Source organism: Myxococcales bacterium, from assembly GCA_016706225.1.
GTDB lineage: Bacteria > Myxococcota_A > Polyangia > Polyangiales > Polyangiaceae > JADJKB01.
Map to the genome: position 1 here is coordinate 774,835 of JADJKB010000008.1, position 26,197 is coordinate 801,031.

A 26,197-nucleotide genomic window follows, 5' to 3' on the forward strand; every position below is an offset into this window, starting at 1 on the left:
CGCAATGTTCGGGCTCGGGACGCGCGAACGGGCTGGATTTTCCGGCGCCGTGACGGGCCTCGGTCGGTCGGCCCAAGGCCATGCCCGTGGCCGCGCTCGCCCCAGCGGAAGCTATCACTCCGCGGCCCGCACATCGGCCGCGGCGATACGGGTCACCTCGACCGCGAGCCCCACCAGTTCCGTCATGCCGCTCAGCGGGTCCACGGCCCCGGGACCCGCGGCCGCCAGCTCGTTCACGTTCTGGCCACCCCGCGCGGTGGCGGAGCTCCAGCCGCTCGCCGCGTCGTGGCCGAAGCCGTGGGGCACGGCCAGTGCGCCCGGCGCCACGTCCGCGTTCACCTCGGCCCTGAGCTCGATGCTCCCGCTCGGGGTCTGCAGGCGGATCCAGTCACCACTCGCGATCCCGAGCCGCGTCGCGTCCGCGGGGGACAAGTGCGCACGCTGCTCGTGTCCCGACAGGCGCGGATTGGCGTGCATCCAGCTGTTGTGACCCAGCCGCTCGCGCTTGGTGATGAGCCGAAGCCGTCCATCCGCGGGCCGCGGCGTGAGCGTCGCTCGCAGCTCGGGCAGGCGCGCGTACAGCGCAAACCTGGCGCGAGCGAGATCCGGCACGGGGTGCGTCATCGCCGAGCCCAACATGCGGTCGGACACCACGAACTTGTTGTTGCAATCGAGGGACCCGGCGGTGAAGAAGTTGCGCGTCCCGAGCGCCTTCACGAACGCCTGCGTGAAGAGCGGCAGGGCGTAGCCGAACGCTGCTGGGTTGCCCAGGTACACCGCGACGGAGTGCGGACCGTGGAGCTCGCGGATGCGCCGTAGTTTTTTGCCCGCGTCGCCCAGCGCGTGCTCCCAGGTGGTGTCGACCCAGTCGCCGCCCTGGCGCAGCTTGGGCACGTCCAGCCGCTCGTGGCTCTCGTGCATGCCCAAGAACCGCGTGCCCTTCGCGCAAGCGTACCCCCGGGACACCACATGGTCCGGGTCGGGGCGCAGCCGGACCAGGCGTCCGTGCTCGACGTCCGCGAGCAAGCCGCAGCAAGCCTCGCAAATCCTGCAGTATGTCGTGTGGGTCGGCATGGCTTCGGGCCGCGCCCAGACAGGATGCGTGGGGCCGGGCGGAGACGCCCGGAGTTTCTGATATCGTCGCCCCCGTGGCGAGTCTGGCTCCCGGAAGTGGCGGAAACCCTTATTCGAGCGAAGCGTACCTGCACCAGCTCCTGGCCAAGGCCATTGCGGCAGGCGCCCGTGATGTTCACCTGAAGGTCGGGCAACCGCCGGGCGCCCGAGTGCGGGGTTCCCTGGTCTACTTTCGTCTCGATCGCATCCGCCCCGAGGACACGGAGGCCGCCGCCCGACACATCATCCGCGAGCAGTCCGTCCGGGACGACATCTCGCACTTGTCGGAGTACGACACCTCGTACGCCGCACCCAGCATCGGGCGGTTCCGCGTCAACATCTACCGTCAGCGCGGCACCCTCGCCATCGTGATGCGCGCCATTCCGTTCGAGGTGCCATCCCTCGAAGAGATCAGCGCGCCGCGGGCGTGCAAGGAGCTGGCCGAGCGCGACCGTGGGCTCGTGCTGGTCGTTGGCGCGGCAGGCAACGGCAAGAGCACGACCCTCGCGGCGATGATCGCCCACATGAATCACGCGATGAGTCGCCACATCGTGACGATCGAGGATCCGATCGAGTACCTGCACGCGGACGACCGCTGCTCGGTCAGCCAGCGGGAGCTGAACCTGGACACGGCGAGCTTCGCCGACGCACTTCGCGCCTCGTTGCGCCAAGATCCCGACGTGATTCAGGTCGGCGAGATCCGCGATCCCGAGACCATGGAGATCGCGCTGAAAGCCGCGGAGACCGGCCACTTGGTGCTCTCGACGCTGCATACTCCGGACGTGTCTCGCACCGTGAACCGCGTCGTGGCGCTGTGCGGCGGTGATCCCAACGACGTGCGCGAGCGCATGGGCGATGTGCTGCAGGGCATCATCGCGCAGCGGCTGCTGCCGCGCGCGGACGGCAACGGCATGATCTTGTGCGCCGAGGTGCTCGTGGCCACCGGCATCGTGCGCGAGTCGATCAAACGGCCGAACGGCAACCCGCCGCTGAAGGACCTGATGGAAGGCGGCGACATGTACGGCATGCAGACCTTCGAAATGGCGGTCAAGGCCATGCTGCGCGAGGGCCTAGTGGACAAAGAGACGGCCCGCTCGGCCATCGGATTCTGAGCGCCCGTCAGCGTTTTTTTGCCACGACGAACAGATCGCCGACGTTCAGGTAGATGGAGCGTGCGAGCACGCGCCCGAGCCCGAGGCGACGGGCACGCTGCCGAAGGCGCGGTGCGAGCTTCTCGAGCAGCTCGTCGCCGGAAAAGTCGTGCCCCAACGTGCGCAGCTCGAGCGGCTCGAAGCCAACCCGTCCAAGCAGGCGACGCAGGCTCGCGGCGTTGAAATAGTACAGGTGCTCGGGGGGCGTGTAGTGAGGCCAGCGCGCACGCATGATGCGAGCGAGGGCGCTGTCGACGTTGGGCGTCAGGAGGGCAACGACACCGCCAGGTGCGAGCAGGGTGTGCGCACGTTCGAGGGCGCGCCCCGGGTCGCGGAAATGCTCGATGGAATCCAGAAACGTCAGCAGGTCGAAGCGCTCCTCCCCGAGAGTGCCCGTGTCGAACGCCGCCGTCTCGATCTGCAACCCGAGCGTGTTTCTGGCGTGCGAGCTCATGCTCGGCGACAGCTCCACGCCTCTCACCGAATATCCCTGGCGGCGCGCCTCGTCCAAGAAGAAGCCGGCGGCCGAGCCGACGTCCAGGAGCCGCGCCGGCGGTCTGTGAAAACGCCGCAGCCGGCTGAGCACGCGCTGGGCCAGGCGCCGGTGGTTGGCTTCGTGCCCAAGATAGTCGAGGTAGAAATTCGCACCGCCGAAGTACTCCGGCGCGGTGTAGATCCCCGGCAGCTCCGCCGCGGCGGGGAGCGGCCAGGCATACCGAGCGCTGCAGTCACCGCAGCGCACGATCGAAAATTCGCCGACGCCCAGCCGCGGCTCGACGTCCGCGCTCTCACACAGTGGGCAGCGCTCGCCGGGAGGCAGCGGCAGGTGTTTCTTTCGGAGCAATGCAGACAAGACGCGCCGGGATGATATGCTTTCGAGCGATGCGGCTCTGCAATTTGCGCCTGACCCTCGGGTGTCTGGCCGCGGGCTGCTTCGGGGCGTGCAGCCTCACGTCGAACCTCGACGATTTGGTCGGCTCAGACGCCGGAAAGGGCGGTCCCGGCGGGGTCGGCGGGACCACGGCCGACGCCCCACCCGACGCCCCCGTCGCGGTCAAACCCTCGCCGCCCTTCCAGGCAATCGCGGCGGGCGGGCTTCACGCATGCGCGCTCGACGCCAAAGGGGACGTCTGGTGCTGGGGCTCCAACTTGAATGGTCAGCTCGGCCAAGGGGCGCTCGGTGGCAAGTCAGGAGCGCCGAGTCGTGTGGACCTCCCCGACAAGAGCAAGAGCCTCGCTGCCGGCGCGTACCACAGCTGCGCGGTACTCGTGGACGGTACGGTTTACTGCTGGGGTGGTGGCGCGGCGGGACAGCTCGGCTCGGGCATCGTCGACGTCCCGGTGCCGACGGAGGTCCCGATCACGGCCGGCATGCTGTCGGTCGCGGCGGGCGCGAGCCACAGCTGCGCGCGCAGCGCGGCCGAGGTCTACTGCTGGGGCAACAACAGCCGCGGGCAGCTCGGGGTGCAAGGGGCCAGCCCCGCGCCTCCGCAGAAGCTCGCTCTGCCGACCAAGTCCTTGGCGGCCGGTGCGCTGCACACCTGCGTCGTCAGCGGTGCGGGCGTGCTCTGCTGGGGCGCAAACGAGAGCGGGCAGCTGGGCGACGGGCAGACCAATGACGCGAGCCAACCCCAGAAGGCCAACATCAGCTCGACGGCGCCGAAGGCTGTGGCGCTCGGAGGCCGTCACAGCTGCGCTGTGGCCGAGGGCGGGCAGCTCGAGTGCTGGGGAAGTAACGCCAAGGGTCAGCTCGGAATTGGAGCGCCCGGCCCGGTGCCGGTCGCGCCATCGATCGTCAAAGATGTCAGCGCATCCAACGTTGCCCTGGGTGACGTGCACACTTGCGCCATCGCGCTCGACGGCGGCCTGTTCTGCTGGGGCGACGACGCGGGGGAGCAGCTCGGCAATGGGCCTGGGCAGACCGCAGCTCCCAAACCCTTCCTTTTGTCCTTGAAAGAGCTCACCTCGCTCAGCGTCGGCACCAGCTTCTCGTGCGCCGCGGCCGAAGCTGGACTGAAGCTCCTGTGCTGGGGTGACAACAAGACCCAGCAACTCGGCAAGAGTACCGAGCTCGCCGAACCGTTGCCGGTGGCCGTGTACTGAGGCGAGCGCGCGAGCGTCCGCCGACGCTCAGCCGTCGCCTCGGCCGAGCGCCGCGGCGTAGTCGTCGATCACCTGAGCCGCCGGGCCGTCCGCCTCCAGTCGTCCGCGCCGAATCCAGATGGCCCGATCACACAGCTCGCGGGCAATCGGCAGATCGTGGGTGACCATCACCAGCGTGCGGCCCTGGTCCGCGAGCGCTCGGATGCGGGTCAGGCACTTCTGTTGAAAAGAGCCGTCGCCCACCGCGAGCACCTCGTCGATCAAGAGCACGTCGGCGTCCACGTGCATGGCAACACCGAAGCCCAAACGAGCGAGCATCCCGCTCGAGTAGTGCCGGACCGGTACGTCCTCGAACTCACCCAGCTCCGCGAAGGCGAGGATCTCCTGGATCCGGGCCTCGACGTCGTCGCGCGCCACTCCCAGCAAGCTGGCGTTGATGTAGGCGTTCTCGGTGGCGTTCATGTCGGGTTCGAAGCCGACCCCGAGGGCCAAGACCGGCGCGACCCGCCCGCGCACCGATACCTTGCCTTCGGTGGGGTAACTCGCGCCGGCCAGCAGGCGCAAGGTGGTGCTCTTGCCGCTGCCGTTGTTGCCGAGCACCGCGACGGCCTCGCCGGGCTGGGCCGAAAAGCTGAGCTCCCGCAGCGCCCAGAACCAGTCGGCATCGCCAAACTCACCCGTGCGGCCGAGGAGTTTGTCGCGCAAGAGGAACGGCTTGATGTGCTGGCGGCGGTACGCCTTGCCGACGTGCTCGAACACGATGCACGGGTCGAGCTCAGACATGATCCGCGATCTCGGTCTCGAAGCGGCGATAGATCAGCGCGCCACAAACCAGCAGGCCCAAAGACGAGACCACCGCCGCGCCCAGCACGGTCGCTGGGGGAAAGTCGCCCTTCAAGACCACGTCCCGGATGCAGTGGATCAGCGACGCCATCGGATTCAGGAGCATCGCCCGCTTCCAGCCCGCAGGCAGGCGGTCGATGGGATAGACGATGGGTGTCGCCCAGAAGAGCACCAGGAGCGCGGAGTTCACGATGTAGCCGACATCCCGGAAGACCACGTTGAGCACCGCAGAGATCAGCGCCAGCCCGAGCCCGAGCGCGATCAAGAGCACGACCACGAGCGGCAGCACGATCAGCGCGAAGGAGACGTGGAACGCCTCCGGATAAAATGCGATCAGGGGCAGGAGCGAGAGCGAGGCGAACCCCAGGTTGAAGACGTGGGAGAACACGGTCCCGCTCGCGACCACGTAGGCCGGCACACTGGTCCGTTTGATCACCTCGGCGTGCTGCAAGAAACAGGTCGTGCCGTCAGTCCAGGCGTGGGACAGGAAATGCCACGGGACCAGCCCCAGCATCAGGAACACGGGGTACGCGCTCAGCTCGTTGGGGAAGGCGACCCCGAAGAACACACTCATCACGATCATCAGGATCGTCGGGTTCGCCATCGGCCAGAGCAAGCCGAGGGCCTGCGCGCGGTAGGTCGCTCGGAAGCGCCCGACGGTGAAGACCTCGAGGGCGTGTTCGTGTTGGCGGACCTCCCGGACCAGCCGCCGTAGACCTGCGAAAGCCCCGGCGCTCGGCGCTTCGTCACCGTAGGTCGTCCCCGACCGGGTGCGATGGCGAACGAGCGCGTCCTTCAGCATGCCCGCGCGATTCTTAGCCCCAGTCTGACGCGGTATACAATCGGTCTCGTGCTCCGCGGTGTTCCTGGCTTTTCGGCTCTGCCGCTCGGCGCGCGCGCGCGCGCCGTTGGGCTCGGGGCCATCCAGGCCGGGCTCGCCCGATTTCCTGCCGAGCGTGCCCTGGCACTTCTGCCGGCCCCGCTCCATCGGGCGCTCGGTCGGGCAGCGGCCCCCTTACGCGTGCCGCGGGCGCGCCCCAGTGCGTTCATCGATCCGGTGCGCGCGTTGTCGGACTTTGCCAGCGGCGGCGCGCGCATCCAGCCGACCGACGCCCCTCGTGTGAGCATCGTCATTCCCACCGCCGGGGCGACGGCCTGGCTCGAGCTCGCGCTCGCGGCGCTTGCTGCCCATACGGAAGCGGGCGGCTTCGAGGTGCTCGTGACCGACGATGCCAGCCCCGACCCCAGAGCGACCGCCGCGGTGGTCGCTCCACACCCGGGCGTCAGCCTTTCGCGCAGCGAGCAAAGCCGCGGTTTTGCAGCCAGCGTCAACGCCGCGGTGCGCTCCGCGCGGGCGCCCCTCCTGTGTGTGTTGAACGATGACGTCGTGGTGACACCGGGCTGGCTCGAGGCCCTGCTCGCCGAGCTCGACGCCGACCCGCGTGCTGCTTGGGTCGGCCCGGTCTGCAACGACTCGGGCGATGTCGGCACGGTCCACGCGGAGTACCAGAACATGCACGAGCTGCTCGAGTTTGCCGCGCGAGCCAGCGGACGAACCCGTGCGGTGGAGAAGCTCGCGCTGCACGCCGCGCTCATCCGGCGCGCTTCGTACGAGGCGGTGGGCGGGCTCGACGAGGGGTACCAACGCGGCATGTTCGAGGATGACGATCTCGCGGCGGCGCTCCGCGCGCGGGGCGAGCGCGTGTTACTCGCCCCGCGGGTGTTCGTGCACCACGCGGCGGGCGCCACGCTGCGCGCGCTGTCACCGTTCACCTATTTTGCGTGTTTCGAGGTGAATCGGCGGCGCTTCGAGGGGCGCTGGGGTGTGCGCTGGAGGGTGCACGACGGAGCCCAGGCCAGTCGGTCGCGTTGATCCCGGGCCCCGTTGCCCGGCACACTCGCCCGAGGAGCCGAGCCGTGGGACCCGAGAGCAATGACGACCGTGTGAGCGTCGTGGTGCCCGTCTACAACGGTGAGCGCTACGTCGTGGCCTCGCTCCGCAAGATCGCGGACTACCTGGCGGCGCGCGGCGGGGAGCACGAGCTGGTCGTGGTGGACGACGGCAGTGACGACGGCACGCTGGCGGCCGTGCGTGCGTTCCGCGAAGACTCTCCCGTGAAGGTCGTCGTGGTCGATTTGCCTGACAATCGAGGCAAGGGTTTTGCTCTCCGCCAGGGTTTGGGCGAGGCGCGGGGCGAGCTGGTCCTCTTCACGGACGCGGACCTGGCCTACCCCGTGGCAAACTTCACGCGGGTCATCGACGCCTTGCAGACCGGCGCGGAGCTGGCGATCGCGAGCCGCGTCCATCCCGAGAGCCGCTATGTGACTTCACCGCGCTTCTTTCGCCGCATCTACACGCGACACACGCTGGGTCGAGCCTTCAACCTCTTGACGCGGTTCACGCTCGTCCCGCACGTGCACGACACCCAGGCCGGCCTCAAGGGCTTTCGCGCCCGGGCGCTCGCGCGGGTGCTGCCACACCTGACCCTCGAGCGGTTCTCGTTCGACGTGGAGCTGTTGGTCGTCGCGCGAGGTCTCGGGCTCGGGCTCGTCGAAGTGCCCGTGACCTTCGAGTATCAGTCGGAGCCGAGCTCCATCGAGCTCGGGCGGGACAGCGTGCGCATGCTCACGGATCTGGGCAAGGTCGCGGTCCGACGCCTGCTCGGGGCCTACCCGAGCGACCCGGGAAAGGAGCCGTGAGAGGGCTCGCGAGCCGCCGCCCCGAATTGGTGCGGCGCAACAAAATTGCTTGACACCTCTGGCTGTTGGTGGGAAATGAGGCCGCGTAGTGCCTGCTGCAGCGCAGCAGAACTGGCGGAGGTGAGGCCCATGCAGAGCGCGGACACACGAATTTCGGACGACAACGCGGTGGGTCAGCCGGCGGGCGCAGGGCCGACCGCCGCTCCCCCGGCGCTGCCCTTTGCGGAGCCGACGCCCCTGGGGCTGATCGGCCTGAGCATCGGCTGCGCGGCGCTCCTGCCGATCGCGTTCGGTACGGCGCTCAGCCGCTCCGCGTTCGAGACGGCGGCGGTGTTCTGCCTGCTGTTCGGCTGCGGCGGCCAGCTGCTCGCGGGACTGATGAACCTCGCGAACAAGAACCTGCTCGGGGGTACGGTCTTCACGGCGTTTGCGTTCAACTGGGCCGTGAACGCCTGGGTCCTCTGGTCGGTGGCGCACGGCAATCTGCCGGACCACCAGGTGCTCCTGGCGACCGAGGCGGCTTCGCTGGTCTTGTTCGTCCCGCTGACCTATGCGTTCGGCTTCCACTCCAAGCTGCTGTTCCTCTTCCTGCTCGACATCGACGTGCTGTTCGCGATGAAGCTCGCGAAGGGTTATGGCCACGTCGCGGGGCTCGAGCTGCCCGTTGCCATCACCACGCTGGTGCTGGGCGCCATCGCGCTCTACATCGCGCTGGCGATGCTGGTGAACCCGAGCGTGGGGCGGCCGCTGTTTCCGGTGCCGGGTCCGATGTTCTTCCAGAAACCTAGCGCAAAAGCTGCCAAACCCGCGGTCGTTGCCCCGGGCATCGAAGCCGCGTCGCTCTCCTGAGCCGAGTCCCCGGGCTCTGTTCAAGGCTCTGCGGTCTGCGGGTGTAGGTCGCGGAAGCTCGCTGGCTCGATGCCACTGTGCGCGAGCGACTCCTTCAGCTCCGCGCTCTCGAGCACCTCGAGCTCGCCGTGGGGCAGTCGCCCGAGCCTGCCGCCTCCATCCGCGCTCGTCTCATCGCCCAGTCGCGGATGCACCACCCACTCGGTCGCGGGCGCGTCGAGCTCGGCCAGGACCCGCTCGAAGCGTGCGGCGGGCTCATCCTGCGAGCTCGCGAGTCCCACGCAAGGCAGGCTGCGGAGGGCGACACCGCGCTCTGCAGCCCGAGCCACGAAGCGGGACGAGAGCCAGGCCAGCGTCACCGCGCGCGGGTTCACCATTGCGCCGGCGCGGGGAAGGCGCACGTGGAGCTCCGGATGGTCACGGAGCACGTTGAGCACCGCGTCGCGAATCGTGGGCAGAACATGCACGTGGTGATGGCCGTTCAGGTGGGTCACCCCGACGCCGAGCGCGTGCAGCCGTGCGAGCTGCGCCCGCACCTCGTGCTCGACGGCCGCGGCAGGAGCGCGCCCCGAAAGACACACGGCGAGCAAGCGCGGTAGGCCGAAGAACCCCGCGTATTCGTCGGTCATGCCCAGGATCTTGCCGGTCAGCGCGCGGCCGAAGCTGAACGAGAGGTGCAGACCAATGCCGAGCGTGGCTCTGTGTTTTGCCACGGCCTCGAGCGCGGCCTCCGGCGCCGGGCCCGTCACACATAGACTCGCTTCGCGTACGAGCCCAGTAGCCGCGGCGCGCCGTATGCCGGCGTTCGCGGCCGGACCCATGCCGAGATCGTCGGCGCTGAAAACGACGCGACGCCGAGTCATGCGCGCACCGCGCGCACGACGGCGCTCATGGGCGTGGCCCATCGATGGCGCGTGGGCGACAGAGACGCGGACCGTAGCAACTCGTCGAGCTCGTCTTGCTCGAACAGTCGCACACGCACTCCGGCGCGGGCGTGGTGCCGGCGGTACAAACGGCCCAGCAAGCTCGGCATGGGGTAGAGCAGCACGAGCCGCCCCCCGGGTCTCAAGTGCAGCGCGAGCCGACCGAGCACACGCGCAGGATCGACCGTGAACTCGAGCACGCCCGCGCACAGGATCGCGTCGAACTCGGCGTCCAGGGCGAGCTCCGCGAGCTCGGCCACGCTGGCCGCGATGCCGGCCCGCTGCGCTGCCTCCACCATCTTCGGGGACAGGTCGACCCCGCGCACGTCCAGGCCCAGAGCGAGCAGGCGCCGCGCGTAGATGCCCGGCCCGCAGCCGGCGTCGAGCAGCGATTCGCCCCGAGCCGGCGCCAGACGCTCCCGGAGCACCGCCCACTCGCGGGCGCGCACGGCTCCGAGGAGCCCACTCGTGAACCGAGCGTGATAGCCGAGTGCCTGCCGGTCGTAGTGGGCGCGCACGCTCGTTCGTTGTGCGGAATCGGTCCCTGCTACCATGCTTCGTCTCGCGGGCCTTCCGTCGTGACCCTCAGCGGCCCCGCTCGCCAGTGTGTACAGGAATTCGTTGCTGCGCTAAACGGCTGAGCGCATGGAATCTCACGCGACCGGCGCCACCTATGCGCTCCTGGTCGTGTTCGAGCTGCTGCGCCTCGCGCTGCGTGGGCTGCTGGTCGTCTTGGTCGTACACTTTGCTCGCGCGGCCTGGGCCACCCTGCGCCGTCGACCCCCGACGCAACCAGAACCCCCCGAGAGCTGGCCCCGTGTCACCGTGCAGCTCCCGCTCCGGAACGAGTTCTACGTCGTCGAACGCGTGATCCGGGCGGCCTGCGCGCTGGACTACCCGGCCGACAAACTCGATATCCAGGTCCTCGACGACTCCACGGACGAGACCCGCGAGCTTGCACAAGGGTTGGTCGAGGCGGCTCGCGAAGAGGGCGTGTCCATCGAACACCTGCACCGCGCGCAGCCGAGCGGCTTCAAGGCAGGGGCGTTGAACCACGGCCTCGAGAGCGCGCGCGGGGATTTCCTGGCGATGTTCGACGCGGACTGTGTCCCGCCCAAAGACTTCCTGCGCCGGGTGGTCCCCCATTTCGCGGACGAAGGGGTCGGCTGTGTCCAGGTGCGGTGGGGATTTCTCAATCGCCACCACTCACTCCTGACGCGCTTGCAGGCCATCGTGCTCGACGGCCTGTTCGTGGTCGATCAGCACGCCCGGGCCAGCGCGCGGCTTCCGCTGCAGTTCAACGGCACCAACGGGGTCTGGCGGCGCAAGGCCATCGACGCCGCCGGCGGTTGGAGCCCCGAGATCTTGGCAGAGGACGCGGATCTCTCGTTTCGCGCGTACCTCGCTGGGTACCGGGTCCTGCACATGAGCGACTACACGGTTCCCACCGAAGTGCCCGAGGACATGGCGGCGTTTCGTGCACAACAGCGGCGATGGGCGCTCGGCTCGGCGCAGATGCTGCGGACGCTGAGCGTTCGTATTCTGCTCGCCGGAGTTCCGTGGCGCTCGAAGCTCATGATGTTCATGCACCTGGGGCGTCACGCCATCGATCCGCTCATCCTCCTGGCGTGCCTGACCTCTCCCTTCACCACGCTGTGGGGCATGCCCTTCCTGGTCGACTACGGGACCTTCTGGAACGCCGGGTTGGTCGGGCTCGTCCTCTTGAGCAGCCTGATGTTCTACGGAACGGCCATCACGCGCGGTGGCTCGCCGGCCCGCGAAGCCCTGCTGGTGCCTCTCATCCTACCGCTCGCCATGGGCATGTCGCTGCTCTACACGGTGGCGTTTTTCAGTGGCATCTTTGCCCAAAGTGGCGAGTTCGTGCGCACACCCAAGGCGGGCAACGAGGGCACCTTGCGCAAGGGTCCGCGCTACCGGGCGCCGCGTGACCCGCTGGTCCTGTGTGAGCTGGCGCTCGGCGCCGCGCACACCTATTTCGCGTGGCTGGCGCTGTCGAAGGGCATCTACGCCTACTTCCTGTTCTTCGGCTTGGTCGCGGGCAGCTTCGGCTGGGTCGGGCTCGCGACGGCGCTGAGCCGCGGCGTCGGCGGAGGCAGCAGCAAGTCCGCGCAGTGAGACCCAGGCGAACGCCTCACGCGACCCGCACACGATAGGCACGGTGATGCGCGAAGAACGGCGCCACTCTCGCCGCGTCGAATACCGGGTGCCGCGCGAGCGTCGCCTCCAGCTCTCTGGGCGCGCCGTCCGCGTAGGGAAACTCTGCGGCCGGATATACGAAGCGCGGGCGAGGCGCGCGCTGCCTGGCGCCGAGGCGGGTCATCAGATCGCCCGCCAGGGTCGTGCCGGCGTCGACGAACAGATCGGGCCACCAGGGGCAGTCCACGAACGCGCGGTCCACGAGCTCACCCACGCGCCTCAGCTCTGGCAGGAGCACGCGTTCACGCGTGCACTCGTGGTCGTACTGGCGCGGACGGCGCGGACCGCGCTCGAGGAGCGCGAGCCCGCGGGACAGCCAGGCGCCATAGCTGAACGGGTAGCTGACGAACACACAAAGCTCGCGACCTGAGCGGGACAGCTCCCCGAGATGTCGGCGCCAATCGGCCACGTTGGGCAGACCGTTGAAATCGATCACCAGATCGAAGTCCGCCTCGGGGAGGCGAGGCGCATGGAGCAGGGTGAGCTGCTTGGTGCAGCCGGCAAACGCGTACGCGGCGGCGACCGCCTCCAGCGCGCGAACGTTGCCACCCGCCACCGTCACCCTGCAGCCCGTCCTGGCGAGCGGCAGGAGATGCAGGCCGCCGATGCCCGCAAAACCGTCGACCAGGCTTTGGGCCGCGGTCTCGACTCGACCTCCGAACCAAAGCTCCAAGCGTCGGTAAATCGCCAGCCTTTCGTAGGCGGTGCCGAGCCCGACGTCGGACTCCGGTGCGCTCTCTGGGACGAATTGCTTCACCACCCGTCCTTTTGGGGTATCATCTGCCCAGTGCCATGACGAGAGACTCCGCGTGGTTTGGGCTGTTCGCGATCGTGATCGTCGCCTGCGGCTCGAGCAGTGACAACGACGTTGGCCCGGTGCAGCCGAAGCCGACCGTATGCATCACGGTGAAGGACTGCCCGAAAGGCACCGCCTCCTGCATCGAAGGCTTCTGCGTGGCGCAGGGCTGCATCGATGAGGATGGCGACAAGGCCGGCATCGGTCCGGGCTGCTCCGTCTACGACTGCGACGACGGGGACCCGTCCATTCCGGGTGCGGAAGTCTGCAACGGCAAGGACGACGACTGCAACAGCGCCATCGACGAAGGCTGCCCCTGCCTGGACAACACCGGCACGGCGTTGCCCGATGGATCCACCCGGCCCTGCGGCGGAGCGGGCGACTGCGGCGGAACGCAGACCTGCAGCAGCGGCAAGTGGGAAGCCGACTGCAAGGGCGCGAAGACGCCTGCAGCGAGCGAGGTCTGCGGAAACGACGTGGACGAAAACTGCGACGGGCAGAAGAACGAAGGCTGCTGTCCTGCGGGTGAGAACCCCTGTCCAGGCTTCGCGATCTGCAGTTCCAACGGCGTGTGCGAGTGAACTTTCCCGCTCTCGGCGTGCGCCAGATCGGGCGCGCCGGGGTGGTCGGTTTGCTGCTGACGTCCTGCACCCTGACGGCGGATCTCGACCGCTTCAAAGGCGATGCGGGCGCGGACGCCGGTCCCGACGTGGCGCCCGCGGTCTGCGAGAAGGGCGTCGATTGCACCGGCTGCCAGGCATGCGAGAGCTTCTGCCAGTGCGGCGCCGTGCCGAGCGCTTACGACCTCTGCGTGGCGAAGTGCATCGACGCGGGCTCCTGACTCCTGCGAGCCTGGACCCGTCTTCTCTGCCGGGGTAAACGCCGGGTTGATGTCCGACGGTCTTCGCCACGACTACACCCTCGAGGAAGTTCGCGCGCTCCACGACCTGCCCCTGTTCGAGCTGATCGACCGGGCTCGGACGGTTCACCTCGAACATCACGAAGCGGCGGAGGTGCAACTCTGCACGCTCTTGAGTGTGAAGACCGGGGGCTGCCCCGAAGACTGCGCGTATTGCCCCCAGTCGGCCCACTACAAAACTCCGGTCGACCGGGAGCAGATGCTCGGGGTCGAAGAGGTCGTGGCCTCGGCGCGGCGTGCCCGCGAGGTCGGCGCAACGCGACTCTGCATGGGCGCCGCGTGGCGCGAGGTCAAAGACGGGCCGGCCTTCGAGGAGGTCCTCGAGATGGTCCGGCGTGTGAAGGCCGAGGGGCTCGAGACCTGCGTCACCCTCGGCATGCTGGGGGAAGACCAGGCGCGGCGGCTGAAGGCGGCGGGGCTCGACGCCTACAACCACAACCTGGACACGTCGCCCGACTTCTATCGGTCCATCATCTCGACCCGCACGTTCCAGGATCGACTCACGACGCTGCGCAACGTGCGCGCCGCCGGCATCACCGTCTGCACGGGCGGCATCATCGGCATGGGTGAGGGCGTGGCAGATCGCTGTGCAATGCTGGTGGAGCTCGCACGACTCGACCCACACCCGGAGAGTGTGCCGATCAATGCGCTGGTTCGTGTTGCCGGCACGCCGCTCGAGAGTCTGCCTCCCATCGATCCGCTCGAGCTGGTCCGGATGATCGCGACCGCTCGGCTCATGATGCCCAAGGCGCGTGTGCGTCTGTCCGCCGGACGCTCCGAGCTGACGCGTGAGGCGCAGCTTTTGTGTATGTACGCCGGTGCCAACAGCATCTTCTACGGGGAGAAATTGCTGACCACGCCCAACCCCGGGCCCGACGACGATCAGGAGCTGATCCGGAGCGCCGGGCTCACCCCAGCCCTGGCGTGATGCGGCCGCGCGTGGGCGCGTCCGGCCCGGCGGGGGTCAGGGGTCGTCCGCGGAATCGAAGGTTCTCTCCAGATCCGTCACCCAGATCGTGCGCACGACGCGGCCACCGCGGAGTACCTGGGTCTCGTCGACCGCGCGCACGGTCCGGTCCGGCAGCTCGCGCGCCGGGTCGAGCCGAAAGCGACTGTCGTGGACGAACAGCACGTGGCGTGCGCTGGACCAGGTCGCCTGCGGGAGCCAGCCGTCGAAATCGTCGCGGCCCGGGCCGTTGCAACCCACACGCGCGCGTCGCCCGAGATGCGCCTGAAGCTGAGCGCAGACGATCCAGTGCGGACCGACGACCACCGGATCGCTCTCTCCTTCGAGGGCTCGCGCCGCGAGCACCCGATCAAGCAGCTTGCCCCCGGGTTTCCACGCATGCAGATCGTTGGCGATGTCGTAGCGGGGGCGGTACGCCGAGCCGAGTAGGCGGGGTGGCAAGGGTGTACGGATCCACACCAGGGCCAGGGCGACCACGGCGGCACCGGTGATCACACAAGCACGCCCGAGCCGCGGGCCCACGGCCTCGGTTCTCCCGAGGTGGAGCGCGAGTCCAAGATAGGCAGGCGCAAACCAGTGCGGCTCTGCGACCCGCGACCAGAGCGACAAGAACGCCAACGGCACAGCCACCACCAGTGTGCTCTGAAACAGCATGCGCGAGATGGCGTCCTGTCGTCGGCGCCGGAACAGATCGCGCAGCACCAACGCGGCGCCGAGCAAGAAGGGCGGGGTGACGTAGGCCAGCTGGCCCCCGACGAACGCGGCCAGGTTTCGCAACGAGAAACCGGCGCTGCCCTGGGTCGAGATCAGGCGGTGCCGGAGCATGGGCAACCCCTCGCGTAGCTCCCAGGCAATGACCGGAGACAAGAGCACGAGCGCGACGGCGATGGCGCCGTACGGGGCGAGCGTGCGGTAGCGCGCGCGGGCAACGCTGAAGGAAGCAACAAAGAGCGCGAGGCCGAGGACCGCACCGCTGGCTTTTGCCAGCGTGGCCAGGCCCACCGCGACGCCGACTCCCAGGGTCGCGATGAGAGCGCGGTAGCTCGCGGCTTCCGAGTCGAGCGCGAACGCCGCGCACCCGAGCGCGCTGAGCCACAGCAGAGACAGCGGCAGATCCGGCGTGAGGCCGAACAATCCGACCGAGAGCTCCGGTAGCCAGCAAAGACACAGAAGAACCCGCAGCGCGCCGGCCGTCGAGGCTCCAGCGGCGCGGCTCGCAAGAGCACCGACCCATGGCACGGCGAGCGCCAAGACCGACGTGGCGACGTGGGCGGTGAGCGGGCTCGGCGGAGCACCGCCACCCAGGAGCCGCGCCAGGGAGCCGATCAGACCAGGGTGATCGAGGTACGCAGGCTGCGGGTAGAGGGCGTAGCTCGCATAGAGCGCCTCGGCGTCACCAAAGCCGGTGCCGGTGGCCACGGCGAGCCGGGCCAGCAGCAGCACGACGGAAGACAGGACTGCGACGACCCAGAGCGAAGTGGTGCGCTCGGGCGCGCTCATGACAGCCACGGCGCGACCAAGTCGGCGACCTGCTCGGAGGTCTTCGGTCGCGCGGTTGCGCACAGCCCGTTGCGCACGTCGGCGCAAGCGCGCACGAACGTGCCCCGTTCGTCGAGCAGCCGCCCGGCCGCTTCAGCGAGCAGCTCGGCATTGAACTCGTTGGACAGGAGCTCGGGGAACACGCGCTCGTTCAGCACCAAGTTGGGCAGCCCCACCATCTGGACGCGCAACAGGCGGCGAGCGAAGAACTCGGTCAGTGGCCCCGGCTGATAACAGATCACCGGCGGCACACCCGCAGCGGTGCACTCCAGCGTGACGCTGCCGCTCGTCGCGAGCGCCACGTCGAAGGCTGGCAAGACGCTGGGCGCGCTGGCCTCGAGCACACCCACACCCATGCGTCGAGCGTGGAGCTCCACGCGACGGGCGAGGCGCGGCAAGAGTGAGGGCGCGATGACCACACGTGCGTCGAGGGCGCCGCGATCCGCGCGCAACGCCGCGACTGCGTCGAGCATCGGGCGGATGTGAGCTTCGACCTCGTGCGGGCGGCTGCCCGGCAAGACGGCAACGTATTCGGCCCGCGGGGCGAAGCCGAGCCGCTCCCGCACTCGTTCACGTGAAGCGGTCTCGGGCTCGAGCGCCGGGTGCCCGACAAAGTGCGTATCAACGCCGTACTGGCGCCAGAGTGCCTCTTCGAACGGCAAGACGACGGCCATGCGATCGGCAGCCTGGCCGAGCTTCGAGGCGCGTCCCGGTCGCCAGGCCCAGACCTGCGGAGGCGCGTACCAGAGCACGCGGATCCCCAGCGCGCGCAAGCGCGGCCCGAGCTGTGCGTTGAACTCCGAATAACCCACGAGCAAGGCCGCGCGCGGGCGCCGTTCTCTTGCGTCGGACAACAGACGACGGAGTGCTCCGACGATCGCTGGAGCGCGGCGGAGCACGCCGCCGATGCCCATGCCGGTCAAGGCCCTGAGATCGACCGAGAGCTCTGTCCCAGCGGCGCTGAGTGCGCGGCCGCCGAGGCCAAACGACGAAGTGCCGAGCCTGCGCACCACCGGCGCGGCCATGGCGTCGCCGGACGCTTCTCCCGCGGATACCAACAGGGTCATGCTGCGGACGCGCTTCCCGGCTCCGGCATGAGCGACTGGAGCAGCCGCTTCACTTCTGCTGAATGTTCGGGCGGATCTGCTGGACGTTCACCGTGTTGGCGAAGATTTCGATGCTCTTCTCGGCGAACTTGACCGGCGCACTGTCGCTGTCCTTGAGGCGCCCCCAGTATTCCAGCTTGTACTTGTTGCCTTCTTTCGGCTGCCCGGGAGCGTTCGACGGGGCGTTCGCGATCACGTACAGCGAGCTGCGATAGTCGGTGTAAGCGCACTTCGGGTTGGGATACTGGCCGTCGAAGAAGATGTAACGCACGTCGCGCTCGCAGGTGCCCGGCTCCATCTCCTTGCCCGCGGTTTCGTCGAAGAACTTAACGCGGGCGCCGCCCACGTCGTCGCCTTTGCAGTCGCGGATCGGCCCGGTGATGATCGCGAGATCTTCCGGTGGCGTCCAGCCCACGAGAGGGACCGCAAACTGCGCCAGCTGTTCGTACAACGTCGGCGAGAGCGTGGCGCCTTCGACCTTGCCCGGTGCGGCGGGGACCTCGTATCCGAAGCCGACGAACTCCTTCGCGACGCCGATCTTCTCTTTGACGCGGTAGGAGATGTACTGGCTCGCGGGGTGGGGGAAATAGAACTCGCCCACGTTGAGCTCGGGGGAGCCCGGGTGATCCGGACCCTTGGTGAACTCCTTGTGAAACGGTTGTTTGCCGAACATGCCCTCGCCGTCGAAGAGCTCCGTCTCGATGTCGGCCACCGGGTCGTCACTGGAGAAATCCTTCACCACGAAGATGTTCTTGTCCGTGGGGGGGCCGCCGTCGGTGGTGCCGCCATCGGTGGTGCCGCCATCGGTGGTGCCGCCATCGGTTCCGCTGCCTGCCGCGCCCGCGCTGCCGCCGGTTCCACCGCCGCCCGCCGCACCGCCGCCGCCGGTGATGCAGGACCAATCGGGCGGGATGAGCTTGTCGTTCTTGTCGCGCTTCATCATGACCGGCTGCGTGGTCTCACAGCACTCGGGCGGAGCGCCCGGCTTGCACACGCCGGGGAACCCGAGGTCGGTCGGCCCGCAGCTCGGTGCATCCCCGCCGCCCGTGCCGCCGCCGCCGGTGCCGCCTCCGGTACCGCCGCCGCCGCCGCCGCCGTCGTCACCGCCGCAGGCGTAGGCCACGAGAGTGAACCCGCTCGCCAGGACCAAACCCAGTAGTTTCCGAGACCGAAGCACGCTCACTCCTCCACGTCAGGTACCCGCACCGGACTAACGATGGGTTCTAACAGAAGCGCTCGCTTTCGGCACGCTCGACAGGGGTCGAGGCTCCGGACGCGGCCCGGGCCAGGGGGTTTTCCCGGAGCTCGCCGCCGCTAGAGCGGAAATCCCCGCCTCGTTCGGCCGCTTCGGGCGGGCAGCTCGGGCAGGTTCAGCCTGCGCGCCTGCGGCGTCGCCGGTACACGCCGGCGCCGACCGCCCAGCAGCACAACGCGACCGCGAGCGCGCCTCTGCCACTCGGTCGCCCGGGCGCCGTGGTGCAACAACCCTTGTCTTCGAGCGGCGCGCCGCACTCACCGGAGAAACCGTGGCGCGGCGTGGGATCACACTGGGAAGTGTCGGTGCCCGGCGGGTAGATGGCGCAGATCCCGGCAACGTCGTCCGCTTCCAGGCTGCGCAGGCCGATGTCTCCGTATTTGTAGCTGGCGAACATCGTGGCGTTGTTGTCGCACGAGTGAGAGAGCCCCAGGAAATGTCCGGACTCATGGGTCACGATCGAAATGAGATCGGCCTGCACGTTGCCGTCGCCGACCGTCAACTCGCTGTCAATCGAGTTGATCTCGACGTCTGCGTCGTAGATTGCACCGGTCTTGACGTTGAAGGTGACGGTAGTGAGCGCCAGCGTGGAGCCGCTCCCGGCGTACGGCCATTGATCATCGCGGTACATCCAGATGTTGGCGTTGGGCGAGTCCTGGTTGTACTCCTGCGCATCGCAGGTCACGTCACCCGTGCGGAAGATCGCGAGCGACGGTGTCGCGCCACCGCCGCAGTCGACGCCGATCCATTGTGCGAGGGAGTCGGAGACGATCTGCCCCGTGGTGCCCGCCGTGATCTGGCGCAGCGGTGAGCCAGCAAGGGCCGTCGAAAACGACGTGCAGCCGCCAGGCCAGTACAGCGGCAGCCCGCCCTCTAGACAGTAGGCGCACTCCGGGGCGGGCACACACTCTCCCGGGCCGCAGGTCGTCGTGCGGCAGAAGGCAGCCGCCGGCGCGGCCAGCATGAGAACGCCCGAACTTAGCGCGACAGCAATGAGCCTACTAGCGCGCATCCAGCCACGCCTTTCGCACGATCGCTCCGGCCTCGCTCGCGACGCGTCCGACCAGCTGAGTTGCCGCGCCCGCACCGCGCAGCTCCGCGACGCGCGGGCTCGGGTAGACCCGGCGCTCTCCGCTTGCATTGCTGCGGATCGGGAAGTGCCCCTGCGCCATGGCGGTCACGACCCAGTGGCCCGCGCCCGCGTTCGTCAGGAACAAGAACGCCGGCTCACCGATCAGCAGCATCGCCTCGCCGTGGACGACCTGTCCGATGTCGCCAACGCGGCCGCCGAGGGTGCGAAGCATGACCTCACTCGCATCGTCCGCGCCTCCGAGCGCCTCTTCGACCCGGATCCGGCTATGGGTGACGATCCGGCGTCGGCCGCCCACCGACTCGTAGCGGCTCTCTGCGCTCAGGCACGTGCCGATGAGCGCGCGCTCGCTCTCGCGGACCAGCTCCTTCAGGCTCACCGCGCGGGCGATGCTCGCGGAGGCGATCCGGCTCCCGGTCGCGGCGGTGGCAAGGGTGGCGCCCGCGAACCAAAGGAACTGCCTGCGTCCGAGCATTTCGGCGCAGCCTAGCACGCCTCGTACCGCTTCGCGCCGGGCTCTGCGCTATAACGGAGCCCGCCGCCGACCGATGACGAGCTCCCCCCACACACACGCGGGTCCGATGCTGACACGCGTTTCGCCGGAGCTCGCGCCGGAGCTCACGCGTTACATCGTTCGCCACCGGGCCGAGGTCGAGGCGATGATCAAGACCGGCGGGCGCGAGGCCGGACTCAGCGCGTCGCGGCGCTACGCGAAGGTCTTCGACGGTCTGCTTGGGGCGCTGTTCGGCGCTGCCGAAGCTACCATGCGCGCGCAGAAGGAATGGCAGCCGGTGGCCCTCGCCGCCGTGGGCAGCTACGGGCGCGGAGCCGTCGCATTCGCCAGCGATCTGGACGTGCGCATCCTGCCGCTTGGCGCCGACATCGAGCAGGCACAGCCCATCGCCGAGGCATTCCTCTACCCGCTCTGGGACGCTGGCCTCAGCGTCGGACACCAGGTGGTCTCCGCGGACGACGTCATCGAGCTGGCTCGCACCGACATGCCGACGGCAACGGCGCTGCTCGATTGGCGCCATGTCGCGGGCGCCAGGGAAGCGAGCGCCCGCCTGCTGGAACGGGTGTTCGAAGGGCTGTTCGGGATCGGCGCAATTTCGGAGTTCATCGGGCGACTCGACGCGAGCTCGCGCGACCGTACGAACCGCTTCGGCGGCTCGGTGTACCTGCTGGAGCCCGACGTGAAGAACGGCCCGGGAGGGATTCGTGATCTGGACGCAGCCCACTGGGCGGCGCGGGCGCGATGGCGCGTCACCGAGCTGTCCGATCTGGTGCGGCTGGGAGTGCTCGTGCCCCGGGAATGGCAGCTGATCGACGGCGCAAACGAGTTTCACTGGCGGGTGCGCAACCTGCTTCATGCCTACGCGGGGCGTCGGGCCGATCGACTGAGCTTCGATCGTCAGGAGCAGCTCGCCTCGGACTTCGGCTATGGCAGCAACGGACCAGCGGTCGAGCGCTTCATGCGCGATTACTACCGAAACGCCCGGGTCGTCGAGCGGGCCCGGGACATGATCTTGTCGCGGGCGCTGCCGCCGCCGACCAAGAAACCCCACGCGGTGGGCATCGGTCGCGGGCTGTCGATGGTGAACGGGGAGGTGAGCCTCGCACACTCCAAGGCACTCGAGACCGAACCGGCCCTGGCGCTGCGTTTGTACGAAGAGGCGCTGCGCCGCGGAGTGCCCGTGTATCAATTCGCGCGTGATCTCGTGGCCCGCGTCGCCACGCTGCCCAGCTTCGGTGAACGCCTGCGGACGAGCGCCGAAGCCGCTCGGCTGTTCGTGCGCCTGGTCACCACCGTGCAGAGCTCGCGTTTCCGTCACGAGTCCGTGCTGGCTGAGCTGCACGACGTTGGCCTGCTCGTGGCCATGATTCCAGAATTTCTACCGGTGGTGGGTCGTGTGCATCACGACGTCTATCACGTGTACACGGTCGACGCGCACTCGGTGGCGGCTGTCGATCGCCTGCGCGCGCTGTCACGCGGAGACCTGGCGGCCGAGTACCCGCTCGCGTCGCGCCTGGCCGCGGAGATCGCACGCCCCGAGGTGCTGTATTTCGCGACCTTGCTCCACGACGTGGGCAAGGACATTGGCGGAAAAAACCACTCCGAGCGCGGCGCCGAGATGGCCGTGGACATCCTCCGTCGGCTCGGTTTTGCCGCTGCGGAGAGCCGCGAGGTCGCCCACCTCATTTCACGGCACCTCAAGATGTACCACGTGGCCACGAGGCGGGACACCGACGACCCGGCCACGCTCGAGGATTTTTGTCGGGAGGTGCACGGGCGTGAAGGTCTACGTGAGCTCTACCTGCTGACTGTCTCCGACGTGTCGACCACGAGCCCAACCGCCATGACGAGCTGGAAGGCGCGCATGTTGGACGAGCTGTACGTCGGGGCAGAGCGCCGACTGTCCGAAGGGGGCGGCCCCGAGCTCGCTCTCGATCAGAAGATCGAGCACATCGAGGCGAGCTGGTCCGAACCCGAGCTGCGCCCGTTCTTGTCTCACTTCCTGCGCGCGATGCCGGAGCGCTATTTGTACGCGAACTCCGAGGCCGACATCGCGTTGCAGGCGCGGTTTGCTCTCGAGGCCGAAGCGCGCGAGCTGTCGGTCGGAGTACTCTCGACGGACGAGCAGTACACCGAGCTCGGCTTCGTGGCGGACGATCGCCCCGGTCTCTTGGCAATGTTCACCGCGACCTTGGCGTCCGCGCGGCTCGCGGTCGTGGGTGCGCAAGTCTATTCCTGGCGTGACGCCAAGGGACGGGTGCGGGCCTTCGACATGTTCTGGGTGCGCAGCAACCGGCAGGAGACCGAGACGCGGGCGCTCTTGCCCCGCATCGAGCGCGAGCTCCGGCAGCTCCTGAGCGGGGAGCTGACTCCGGCGCGCCTAGTCTCCGGCGGTCGCGCGGCCCCGCGGGCAGATTTCGGGCACACCCCCCATGTGCCGACGGAGGTCAGCTTCGACGATCGGGCCACCGCCCACTCCGTGCTCGAGGTCACCACCCGGGACCGGCCGGGCCTGCTGTTCTGGCTGGCCAACACCCTCCAGGAGGCCGGGCTCGGGATTTCCCTGGCCAAGATCAACACCGAGGGCACGCGGGTGGCCGACGTTTTCTACGTGACGGACGCCTCCGGAGCCAAGCTGGCCGACCCGGCTCGCATCGAAGACGTCAGGCGCCGTATCCTCTCGACCGTCGCGGAGCTCGAAGACTTGGAGGCCAGATGAAATCGCTCAGCTCGCTCGTTCTTGCCTTGTCCCTGGTTGCCTGCACCGGCGGTAGCCCGGCGAAGAATCCGGACGACCCGCCGCCCTTCGACGATCCGAAGACCGACGGCCCGGGACCGACGGCGCCCGCCTCGAGCGCGAAGGTCAAGGAAGGCATGGAGGCCATCCAGGCCAAGGACTTCGCCAAGGCGAAGGAGATCTTGACCGCGGCGGTGGCGGAGGCGCCGAGCGATCCGCAAGCCGCGTTCTACCTGGGCGTGGCCCTCGAACAGGGCGGCGATCTCGAAGGGGCTCGCTCCAGCTACGAGAAGGCCCTGTCGCTCGACGGCAAGCTGACCGAGGCAGCCGTCAACCTGTCCGCCATCCTGCTCGATTCGAACCAGGCCAAGGCGGCGCTGCCAGTCGTTGCTGCGGCGCTGAAGAACGCGCCGGCTCACCCGATGCTGCTGATGAATCATGCGCTGGCGCTCGAGGCTACGGGTGACGCGGCGGGGGCACTCGCGGCTTACGGCAAAGCGGTCAAGGCTCAGCCCGACAACCTCGAGCTGCGCTACGCCCACGCCGAGCTGCTGGCTGGCGCTGGGAAGAAGGACGAAGCGCTGGCGGAGCTGCGCAAGGTCGCAGCGGGAGCCGACGCAAAACTGATCGCGGCCGTCGCGAATCAGTTCGGCAAGCTCGGGGCCTTCGCCGACTGCGTGAGCACCCTCGACAAGGCCATCAGCAACAAGGCCGGACCCGATCTGCACACACGGCGTGGGGTCTGCCGCCACGAGCTGAAGGACGAAGCCGGCGCCAAGAGTGATTTCGAAGCGGCGCTGAAGCTCGAGCCGAAGTTCGCGCCGGCCCAGTACTACCTGGGCCGCCACTACAAGGCGGCGGGCAAGCTCAAGGAGGCCAAGGCCGCATTCGAGAAGGCCGTCGAGCTCTCGGGGGGCAAGGGTGTGGGCGAAGCCGCCAAGAAGGAGCTCGACGAGCTCGCCGGCGGCAAGGGCACCCCCAAGAAGTGACGCGAGCGCCTACAGGATGAGCTCGAGCAGGCGATCGAGCTCGTCCAGCGACGAGTACTTCACCGTCAGCTCACCCTTGCCGTCGCGATCGCGCACCTCGCACTTGGTGCCGAGCTTGCGTTCGAGCCGTAGCTCCAGATCGCGCACCGCCGCGGTCTTGCTGCTCTTGCGTCCACCCTTCGTGCTCTGACCCGCGCCCGCTTTTGCGCTGCGCACCAGGGCTTCGGTCTGACGCACGCTCAGCCGGCCGGCGATCACCCGGTCGGCGAGCGTCGCCAGGCTGAGCTCGTCGGGCGCACCCAAGAGAGCGCGCGCGTGGCCCTCGGACAGCTCACCGCCGATGACCAGCTTGCGCACACGCTCGGGGAGCTTGAGCAGCCGCAGCGCGTTGGCGACCGTCGAGCGATCTTTGCCGATGCGGGTCGCGAGGCTCTCTTGTGTATAGGCGAGATCGCGCATCAAGCGATCGAATGCCTCCGCGAGCTCGATCGGGTTCAGATCGGCGCGCTGAATGTTCTCGATCAGGGCCAGCTCGAACGCGTCTTTGTCGGACACGTCGCGCACCACGACCAGCGCCTCGCGCAGGCCAGCCCGCTGGGCCGCCCGCCAGCGACGTTCGCCCGCGATGATCTCGAACTCGTCCGTGCCGCGCCGCCGCACGACGATCGGCTCGATGATGCCGTGTTCGCGGATGCTCTGGGCCAGCTCCTCCAGCGCCTGATCGTCGATGTGGGTGCGCGGTTGGTCGCGCCTGGGTTTGATCTTCTCCAGGGCGCACGCAAAGACGTTGCCTTCGCCGTAGCTCCCGCTGGTGTGCACTGGCGTCGGAGCCGGCGCGGGGCGCGCAGGAAACAGCGCGTCCAGGCCGCGGCCCAGGCCCCGCGGCGGTTTGCCGGCCCCGCTCATGGTTTGGCCTCGAGCAGCTCGCGAGCAAGGCTGAGGTACCCCTGTGCTCCCTTGCTCGACACGTCGTAGAGCAGCGCCGGCAGTCCGTGGCTCGGCGCCTCGCTCAGGCGCACGTTGCGCGGAATGACGGCGTCGAAGACCCGGAAGTGTTTGCGCACTTCATCCGCGACCTGGTGGGCGAGGCGGTTGCGCGGATCCCACATCGTCAGCACGATGCCTTCGACCGTGAGCTGAGGATTCAGCATCGATTTCACGCGGTCGATGGTCGCCATCAGGTAGGTGATGCCTTCGAGCGCGTAGTACTCGGGTTGCAGCGGCACGATCACGCGATCGGCGGCCACCAGCACGTTGAGCGTCAGCACCCCGAGTGATGGCGGCGAGTCGATGACGACGAAGTCGTAGCGCTCCACGCAACTCTCGGAGAGCAAGCGCCTGAGGTGTGTGCCGCGCTCGTCGTCGAACAGCTCGTACTCGACGGCGGTGAGATCCTGAGTGCTGGGCGCGACGTCGAGGGTCGAGATCTTGGTGTGCTGGATGATGTCGGCGAGGGATGCGTTGCCGACCAGTGCGTCGTAGATCGTGCGCTCCACCGTGCCGGCGCCAAAGCCGACGCCGCTCGACGCGTTGGCCTGTGGATCGAGATCGACGAGCAGGGTAGGGCGCTCCGCTGCCGCCAGGCTCGCGGCAAGGTTGACCGCCGTGGTCGTCTTACCGACCCCGCCTTTCTGATTGGCGATGGCGATCACGTTGGGGCGGGTCATGTTGGGCGCCGCCCGTGCTTTACAGCGAAAGGCGCTGGCCCGGTGGTACCAAAAAAATGAGCGGGACGAACCCCCGCGGGCGGCGTGAAGCGCGCTCTCCCGGAGCGGGGCGGATCTGCCGGTCCTTATCGAACTCGCGCGGAACCGCATCAGTTTTTTGGCGGTCCCGGAGCCGTGTCGTACTGTGTGCGCAGATGTAGGTGCAGGTAGGTCGAGGTAAGCATGAACGCCGCAGCCAGTGCTCGTCATTCCCTTCGTCGCCGCCTGCGCGCGGCGCTCGCGGGGCCCGAGCAGGGGACGGCAGCGCGGGAGCGTCTGCTCGCTGCGCAGTTCTTCGCGAGCCCCGAGCCCGGCGCATGCCGGGTCCTGCCACTTCCGAAGTCTCGCGCTCGCATGTGAGCGCCCGTCACCCCCCGCCCGAGGAGAGCCGAACCCCATGTCATCGCCCCGCGCTTATCGCAGCTTCGCAGACTTTCAGCGCGAGGAGATCCGTCCCGGCATGCGTGCCGGATGGACCCTCGATGAGCTCGAAGAACCCGCCATGGGTGCCGAGCTCGACTTCGACTCCGATCCTTTCGAGGCCATGTTGGACAAGGCCGAGGAGGAAGAGGACGAGGACGACTGACTTGACTTCGGATTGGCTGGGGTCAGCCAGAGCGCTGCCCCCAGCTGATCCGGGTTCCCCTCCCCGGAACCCTAGAGAGCCCCCGCGGACCTGC

The 26,197-nt window shown here is 68.4% G+C and carries 27 protein-coding genes; 13 read left to right on the forward strand and 14 right to left on the reverse strand.

Going from position 1 to position 26,197, the window contains the following annotated elements:
• Positions 1 to 114: 114 nt before the first annotated feature.
• Positions 115 to 1,074 carry a hypothetical protein gene (locus IPI67_17350; protein ID MBK7581959.1) on the reverse strand — a complete coding sequence of 320 codons (960 nt, stop codon included), beginning with the start codon at positions 1,072 to 1,074 and terminating at the stop codon, positions 115 to 117.
• Here IPI67_17350 and IPI67_17355 point away from each other — a divergent pair.
• On the forward strand, positions 1,056 to 2,225 hold the full coding sequence (locus tag IPI67_17355) for a PilT/PilU family type 4a pilus ATPase (protein ID MBK7581960.1): 1,170 nt from the start codon (positions 1,056 to 1,058) through the stop codon (positions 2,223 to 2,225). The genes IPI67_17350 and IPI67_17355 overlap by 19 nt on opposite strands.
• A 7-nt stretch (positions 2,226 to 2,232) precedes the next feature.
• Here the strand turns inward: IPI67_17355 and IPI67_17360 are convergent, their stop codons facing one another.
• Complete coding sequence (locus IPI67_17360; GenBank protein ID MBK7581961.1) at positions 2,233 to 3,117, reverse strand: class I SAM-dependent methyltransferase; 885 nt, start codon at positions 3,115 to 3,117, stop codon at positions 2,233 to 2,235.
• 29 nt (positions 3,118 to 3,146) lie between these two features.
• On the opposite strand from IPI67_17360, the gene IPI67_17365 reads away from it, so the two are divergent.
• Positions 3,147 to 4,367, forward strand: coding sequence for a hypothetical protein (locus tag IPI67_17365; protein MBK7581962.1), 1,221 nt, complete (start codon positions 3,147 to 3,149; stop codon positions 4,365 to 4,367).
• 27 nt (positions 4,368 to 4,394) lie between these two features.
• Here the strand turns inward: IPI67_17365 and IPI67_17370 are convergent, their stop codons facing one another.
• Positions 4,395 to 5,150, reverse strand: a complete 756-nt coding sequence (locus tag IPI67_17370; protein ID MBK7581963.1) for an ABC transporter ATP-binding protein — start codon at positions 5,148 to 5,150, stop codon at positions 4,395 to 4,397.
• Entirely contained in the window at positions 5,143 to 6,198 is a 1,056-nt protein-coding gene (locus IPI67_17375; GenBank protein MBK7581964.1) for an ABC transporter permease, read from the reverse strand. The genes IPI67_17370 and IPI67_17375 overlap by 8 nt, the downstream gene beginning before the upstream one ends.
• Before the next feature lie 33 nt (positions 6,199 to 6,231).
• On the opposite strand from IPI67_17375, the gene IPI67_17380 reads away from it, so the two are divergent.
• From IPI67_17380 to IPI67_17390, 3 genes are all read left to right on the forward strand, one after another.
• The gene (locus IPI67_17380) at positions 6,232 to 7,083 is read left to right on the forward strand and encodes a glycosyltransferase (protein ID MBK7581965.1); all 852 of its coding nucleotides are present in this window, start codon (positions 6,232 to 6,234) and stop codon (positions 7,081 to 7,083) included.
• 44 nt (positions 7,084 to 7,127) lie between these two features.
• Positions 7,128 to 7,910 (forward strand): glycosyltransferase family 2 protein, encoded by a 783-nt coding sequence (locus IPI67_17385; GenBank protein ID MBK7581966.1) that lies wholly within the window; start codon positions 7,128 to 7,130, stop codon positions 7,908 to 7,910.
• A gap of 129 nt (positions 7,911 to 8,039) precedes the next feature.
• Complete coding sequence (locus tag IPI67_17390; GenBank protein ID MBK7581967.1) at positions 8,040 to 8,759, forward strand: hypothetical protein; 720 nt, start codon at positions 8,040 to 8,042, stop codon at positions 8,757 to 8,759.
• A 20-nt stretch (positions 8,760 to 8,779) separates the two neighbouring features.
• Here the strand turns inward: IPI67_17390 and IPI67_17395 are convergent, their stop codons facing one another.
• The gene (locus IPI67_17395) at positions 8,780 to 9,622 is read right to left on the reverse strand and encodes a ChbG/HpnK family deacetylase (GenBank protein ID MBK7581968.1); all 843 of its coding nucleotides are present in this window, start codon (positions 9,620 to 9,622) and stop codon (positions 8,780 to 8,782) included.
• A complete protein-coding gene (locus IPI67_17400) occupies positions 9,619 to 10,236 on the reverse strand; it encodes a class I SAM-dependent methyltransferase (GenBank protein ID MBK7581969.1) in 618 nt (205 codons plus the stop codon). The genes IPI67_17395 and IPI67_17400 overlap by 4 nt, the downstream gene beginning before the upstream one ends.
• A gap of 91 nt (positions 10,237 to 10,327) precedes the next feature.
• Between IPI67_17400 and IPI67_17405 the strand changes: the two genes are divergently transcribed.
• Positions 10,328 to 11,818, forward strand: coding sequence for a glycosyltransferase (locus tag IPI67_17405; protein MBK7581970.1), 1,491 nt, complete (start codon positions 10,328 to 10,330; stop codon positions 11,816 to 11,818).
• A 16-nt stretch (positions 11,819 to 11,834) separates the two neighbouring features.
• On the opposite strand, the gene IPI67_17410 is transcribed toward IPI67_17405, so the two are convergent.
• Positions 11,835 to 12,656 carry a hypothetical protein gene (locus IPI67_17410; GenBank protein ID MBK7581971.1) on the reverse strand — a complete coding sequence of 274 codons (822 nt, stop codon included), beginning with the start codon at positions 12,654 to 12,656 and terminating at the stop codon, positions 11,835 to 11,837.
• Positions 12,657 to 12,691: 35 nt separating this feature from the next.
• Here IPI67_17410 and IPI67_17415 point away from each other — a divergent pair, with 35 nt between their 5' ends.
• Genes IPI67_17415 through bioB form a run of 3 tightly spaced genes read left to right on the forward strand, consistent with a single transcriptional unit; the run spans position 12,692 to position 14,542 of the window.
• Positions 12,692 to 13,276, forward strand: a complete 585-nt coding sequence (locus tag IPI67_17415) for a putative metal-binding motif-containing protein (GenBank protein ID MBK7581972.1) — start codon at positions 12,692 to 12,694, stop codon at positions 13,274 to 13,276.
• Entirely contained in the window at positions 13,273 to 13,536 is a 264-nt protein-coding gene (locus IPI67_17420) for a hypothetical protein (GenBank protein ID MBK7581973.1), read from the forward strand. Before IPI67_17415 ends, IPI67_17420 begins: the two co-directional genes overlap by 4 nt.
• Before the next feature lie 49 nt (positions 13,537 to 13,585).
• Positions 13,586 to 14,542: a biotin synthase BioB gene (gene bioB, locus IPI67_17425; protein MBK7581974.1), complete on the forward strand. Its 957-nt coding sequence runs from the start codon at positions 13,586 to 13,588 to the stop codon at positions 14,540 to 14,542.
• Between the two features lie 36 nt (positions 14,543 to 14,578).
• Here bioB and IPI67_17430 read toward each other — a convergent pair whose 3' ends face one another.
• From IPI67_17430 to IPI67_17450, 5 genes are all read right to left on the reverse strand, one after another.
• On the reverse strand, positions 14,579 to 16,090 hold the full coding sequence (locus IPI67_17430) for a glycosyltransferase family 39 protein (protein MBK7581975.1): 1,512 nt from the start codon (positions 16,088 to 16,090) through the stop codon (positions 14,579 to 14,581).
• Entirely contained in the window at positions 16,078 to 17,187 is a 1,110-nt protein-coding gene (gene lpxB / locus IPI67_17435; protein ID MBK7581976.1) for a lipid-A-disaccharide synthase, read from the reverse strand. Before lpxB ends, IPI67_17430 begins: the two co-directional genes overlap by 13 nt.
• Before the next feature lie 49 nt (positions 17,188 to 17,236).
• Positions 17,237 to 18,403 (reverse strand): hypothetical protein, encoded by a 1,167-nt coding sequence (locus tag IPI67_17440; protein MBK7581977.1) that lies wholly within the window; start codon positions 18,401 to 18,403, stop codon positions 17,237 to 17,239.
• A gap of 193 nt (positions 18,404 to 18,596) precedes the next feature.
• Positions 18,597 to 19,445, reverse strand: coding sequence for a matrixin family metalloprotease (locus IPI67_17445; protein MBK7581978.1), 849 nt, complete (start codon positions 19,443 to 19,445; stop codon positions 18,597 to 18,599).
• Between the two features lie 37 nt (positions 19,446 to 19,482).
• Complete coding sequence (locus tag IPI67_17450) at positions 19,483 to 20,046, reverse strand: hypothetical protein (protein ID MBK7581979.1); 564 nt, start codon at positions 20,044 to 20,046, stop codon at positions 19,483 to 19,485.
• A 73-nt stretch (positions 20,047 to 20,119) separates the two neighbouring features.
• On the opposite strand from IPI67_17450, the gene glnD reads away from it, so the two are divergent.
• Together glnD and IPI67_17460 are read left to right on the forward strand one after the other, a co-directional pair.
• A complete protein-coding gene (glnD, locus tag IPI67_17455) occupies positions 20,120 to 22,804 on the forward strand; it encodes a [protein-PII] uridylyltransferase (protein MBK7581980.1) in 2,685 nt (894 codons plus the stop codon).
• Entirely contained in the window at positions 22,801 to 23,811 is a 1,011-nt protein-coding gene (locus IPI67_17460) for a tetratricopeptide repeat protein (protein MBK7581981.1), read from the forward strand. The genes glnD and IPI67_17460 overlap by 4 nt, the downstream gene beginning before the upstream one ends.
• Positions 23,812 to 23,820: 9 nt before the next feature.
• Here the strand turns inward: IPI67_17460 and IPI67_17465 are convergent, their stop codons facing one another.
• Together IPI67_17465 and IPI67_17470 are read right to left on the reverse strand one after the other, a co-directional pair.
• Positions 23,821 to 24,717, reverse strand: a complete 897-nt coding sequence (locus tag IPI67_17465) for a ParB/RepB/Spo0J family partition protein (GenBank protein MBK7581982.1) — start codon at positions 24,715 to 24,717, stop codon at positions 23,821 to 23,823.
• Positions 24,714 to 25,478, reverse strand: coding sequence for a ParA family protein (locus IPI67_17470; protein MBK7581983.1), 765 nt, complete (start codon positions 25,476 to 25,478; stop codon positions 24,714 to 24,716). The genes IPI67_17465 and IPI67_17470 overlap by 4 nt, the downstream gene beginning before the upstream one ends.
• Before the next feature lie 222 nt (positions 25,479 to 25,700).
• On the opposite strand from IPI67_17470, the gene IPI67_17475 reads away from it, so the two are divergent.
• Complete coding sequence (locus IPI67_17475) at positions 25,701 to 25,877, forward strand: hypothetical protein (GenBank protein MBK7581984.1); 177 nt, start codon at positions 25,701 to 25,703, stop codon at positions 25,875 to 25,877.
• A 37-nt stretch (positions 25,878 to 25,914) separates the two neighbouring features.
• Complete coding sequence (locus IPI67_17480) at positions 25,915 to 26,103, forward strand: transcriptional regulator (protein ID MBK7581985.1); 189 nt, start codon at positions 25,915 to 25,917, stop codon at positions 26,101 to 26,103.
• Positions 26,104 to 26,197: the final 94 nt, after the last annotated feature.

Coding starts and splice junctions, on each gene's coding strand:
- IPI67_17480 (MBK7581985.1), top strand. CDS start 25,915: ATGTCATCGCCCCGCGCTTATCGCAGCTTCGCAGACTTTCAGCGCGAG.
- IPI67_17450 (MBK7581979.1), bottom strand. CDS start 20,046: ATGCTCGGACGCAGGCAGTTCCTTTGGTTCGCGGGCGCCACCCTTGCC.
- IPI67_17460 (MBK7581981.1), top strand. CDS start 22,801: ATGAAATCGCTCAGCTCGCTCGTTCTTGCCTTGTCCCTGGTTGCCTGC.
- IPI67_17390 (MBK7581967.1), top strand. CDS start 8,040: ATGCAGAGCGCGGACACACGAATTTCGGACGACAACGCGGTGGGTCAG.
- bioB (MBK7581974.1), top strand. CDS start 13,586: ATGTCCGACGGTCTTCGCCACGACTACACCCTCGAGGAAGTTCGCGCG.
- IPI67_17395 (MBK7581968.1), bottom strand. CDS start 9,622: ATGACTCGGCGTCGCGTCGTTTTCAGCGCCGACGATCTCGGCATGGGT.
- IPI67_17475 (MBK7581984.1), top strand. CDS start 25,701: ATGAACGCCGCAGCCAGTGCTCGTCATTCCCTTCGTCGCCGCCTGCGC.
- IPI67_17415 (MBK7581972.1), top strand. CDS start 12,692: ATGACGAGAGACTCCGCGTGGTTTGGGCTGTTCGCGATCGTGATCGTC.
- IPI67_17470 (MBK7581983.1), bottom strand. CDS start 25,478: ATGACCCGCCCCAACGTGATCGCCATCGCCAATCAGAAAGGCGGGGTC.
- IPI67_17365 (MBK7581962.1), top strand. CDS start 3,147: ATGCGGCTCTGCAATTTGCGCCTGACCCTCGGGTGTCTGGCCGCGGGC.
- IPI67_17445 (MBK7581978.1), bottom strand. CDS start 19,445: ATGCTGGCCGCGCCGGCGGCTGCCTTCTGCCGCACGACGACCTGCGGC.
- lpxB (MBK7581976.1), bottom strand. CDS start 17,187: ATGACCCTGTTGGTATCCGCGGGAGAAGCGTCCGGCGACGCCATGGCC.
- IPI67_17400 (MBK7581969.1), bottom strand. CDS start 10,236: ATGGTAGCAGGGACCGATTCCGCACAACGAACGAGCGTGCGCGCCCAC.
- IPI67_17355 (MBK7581960.1), top strand. CDS start 1,056: ATGTCGTGTGGGTCGGCATGGCTTCGGGCCGCGCCCAGACAGGATGCG.
- IPI67_17350 (MBK7581959.1), bottom strand. CDS start 1,074: ATGCCGACCCACACGACATACTGCAGGATTTGCGAGGCTTGCTGCGGC.
- IPI67_17370 (MBK7581963.1), bottom strand. CDS start 5,150: ATGTCTGAGCTCGACCCGTGCATCGTGTTCGAGCACGTCGGCAAGGCG.
- IPI67_17375 (MBK7581964.1), bottom strand. CDS start 6,198: ATGGAGCGGGGCCGGCAGAAGTGCCAGGGCACGCTCGGCAGGAAATCG.
- IPI67_17405 (MBK7581970.1), top strand. CDS start 10,328: ATGGAATCTCACGCGACCGGCGCCACCTATGCGCTCCTGGTCGTGTTC.
- IPI67_17465 (MBK7581982.1), bottom strand. CDS start 24,717: ATGAGCGGGGCCGGCAAACCGCCGCGGGGCCTGGGCCGCGGCCTGGAC.
- glnD (MBK7581980.1), top strand. CDS start 20,120: ATGACGAGCTCCCCCCACACACACGCGGGTCCGATGCTGACACGCGTT.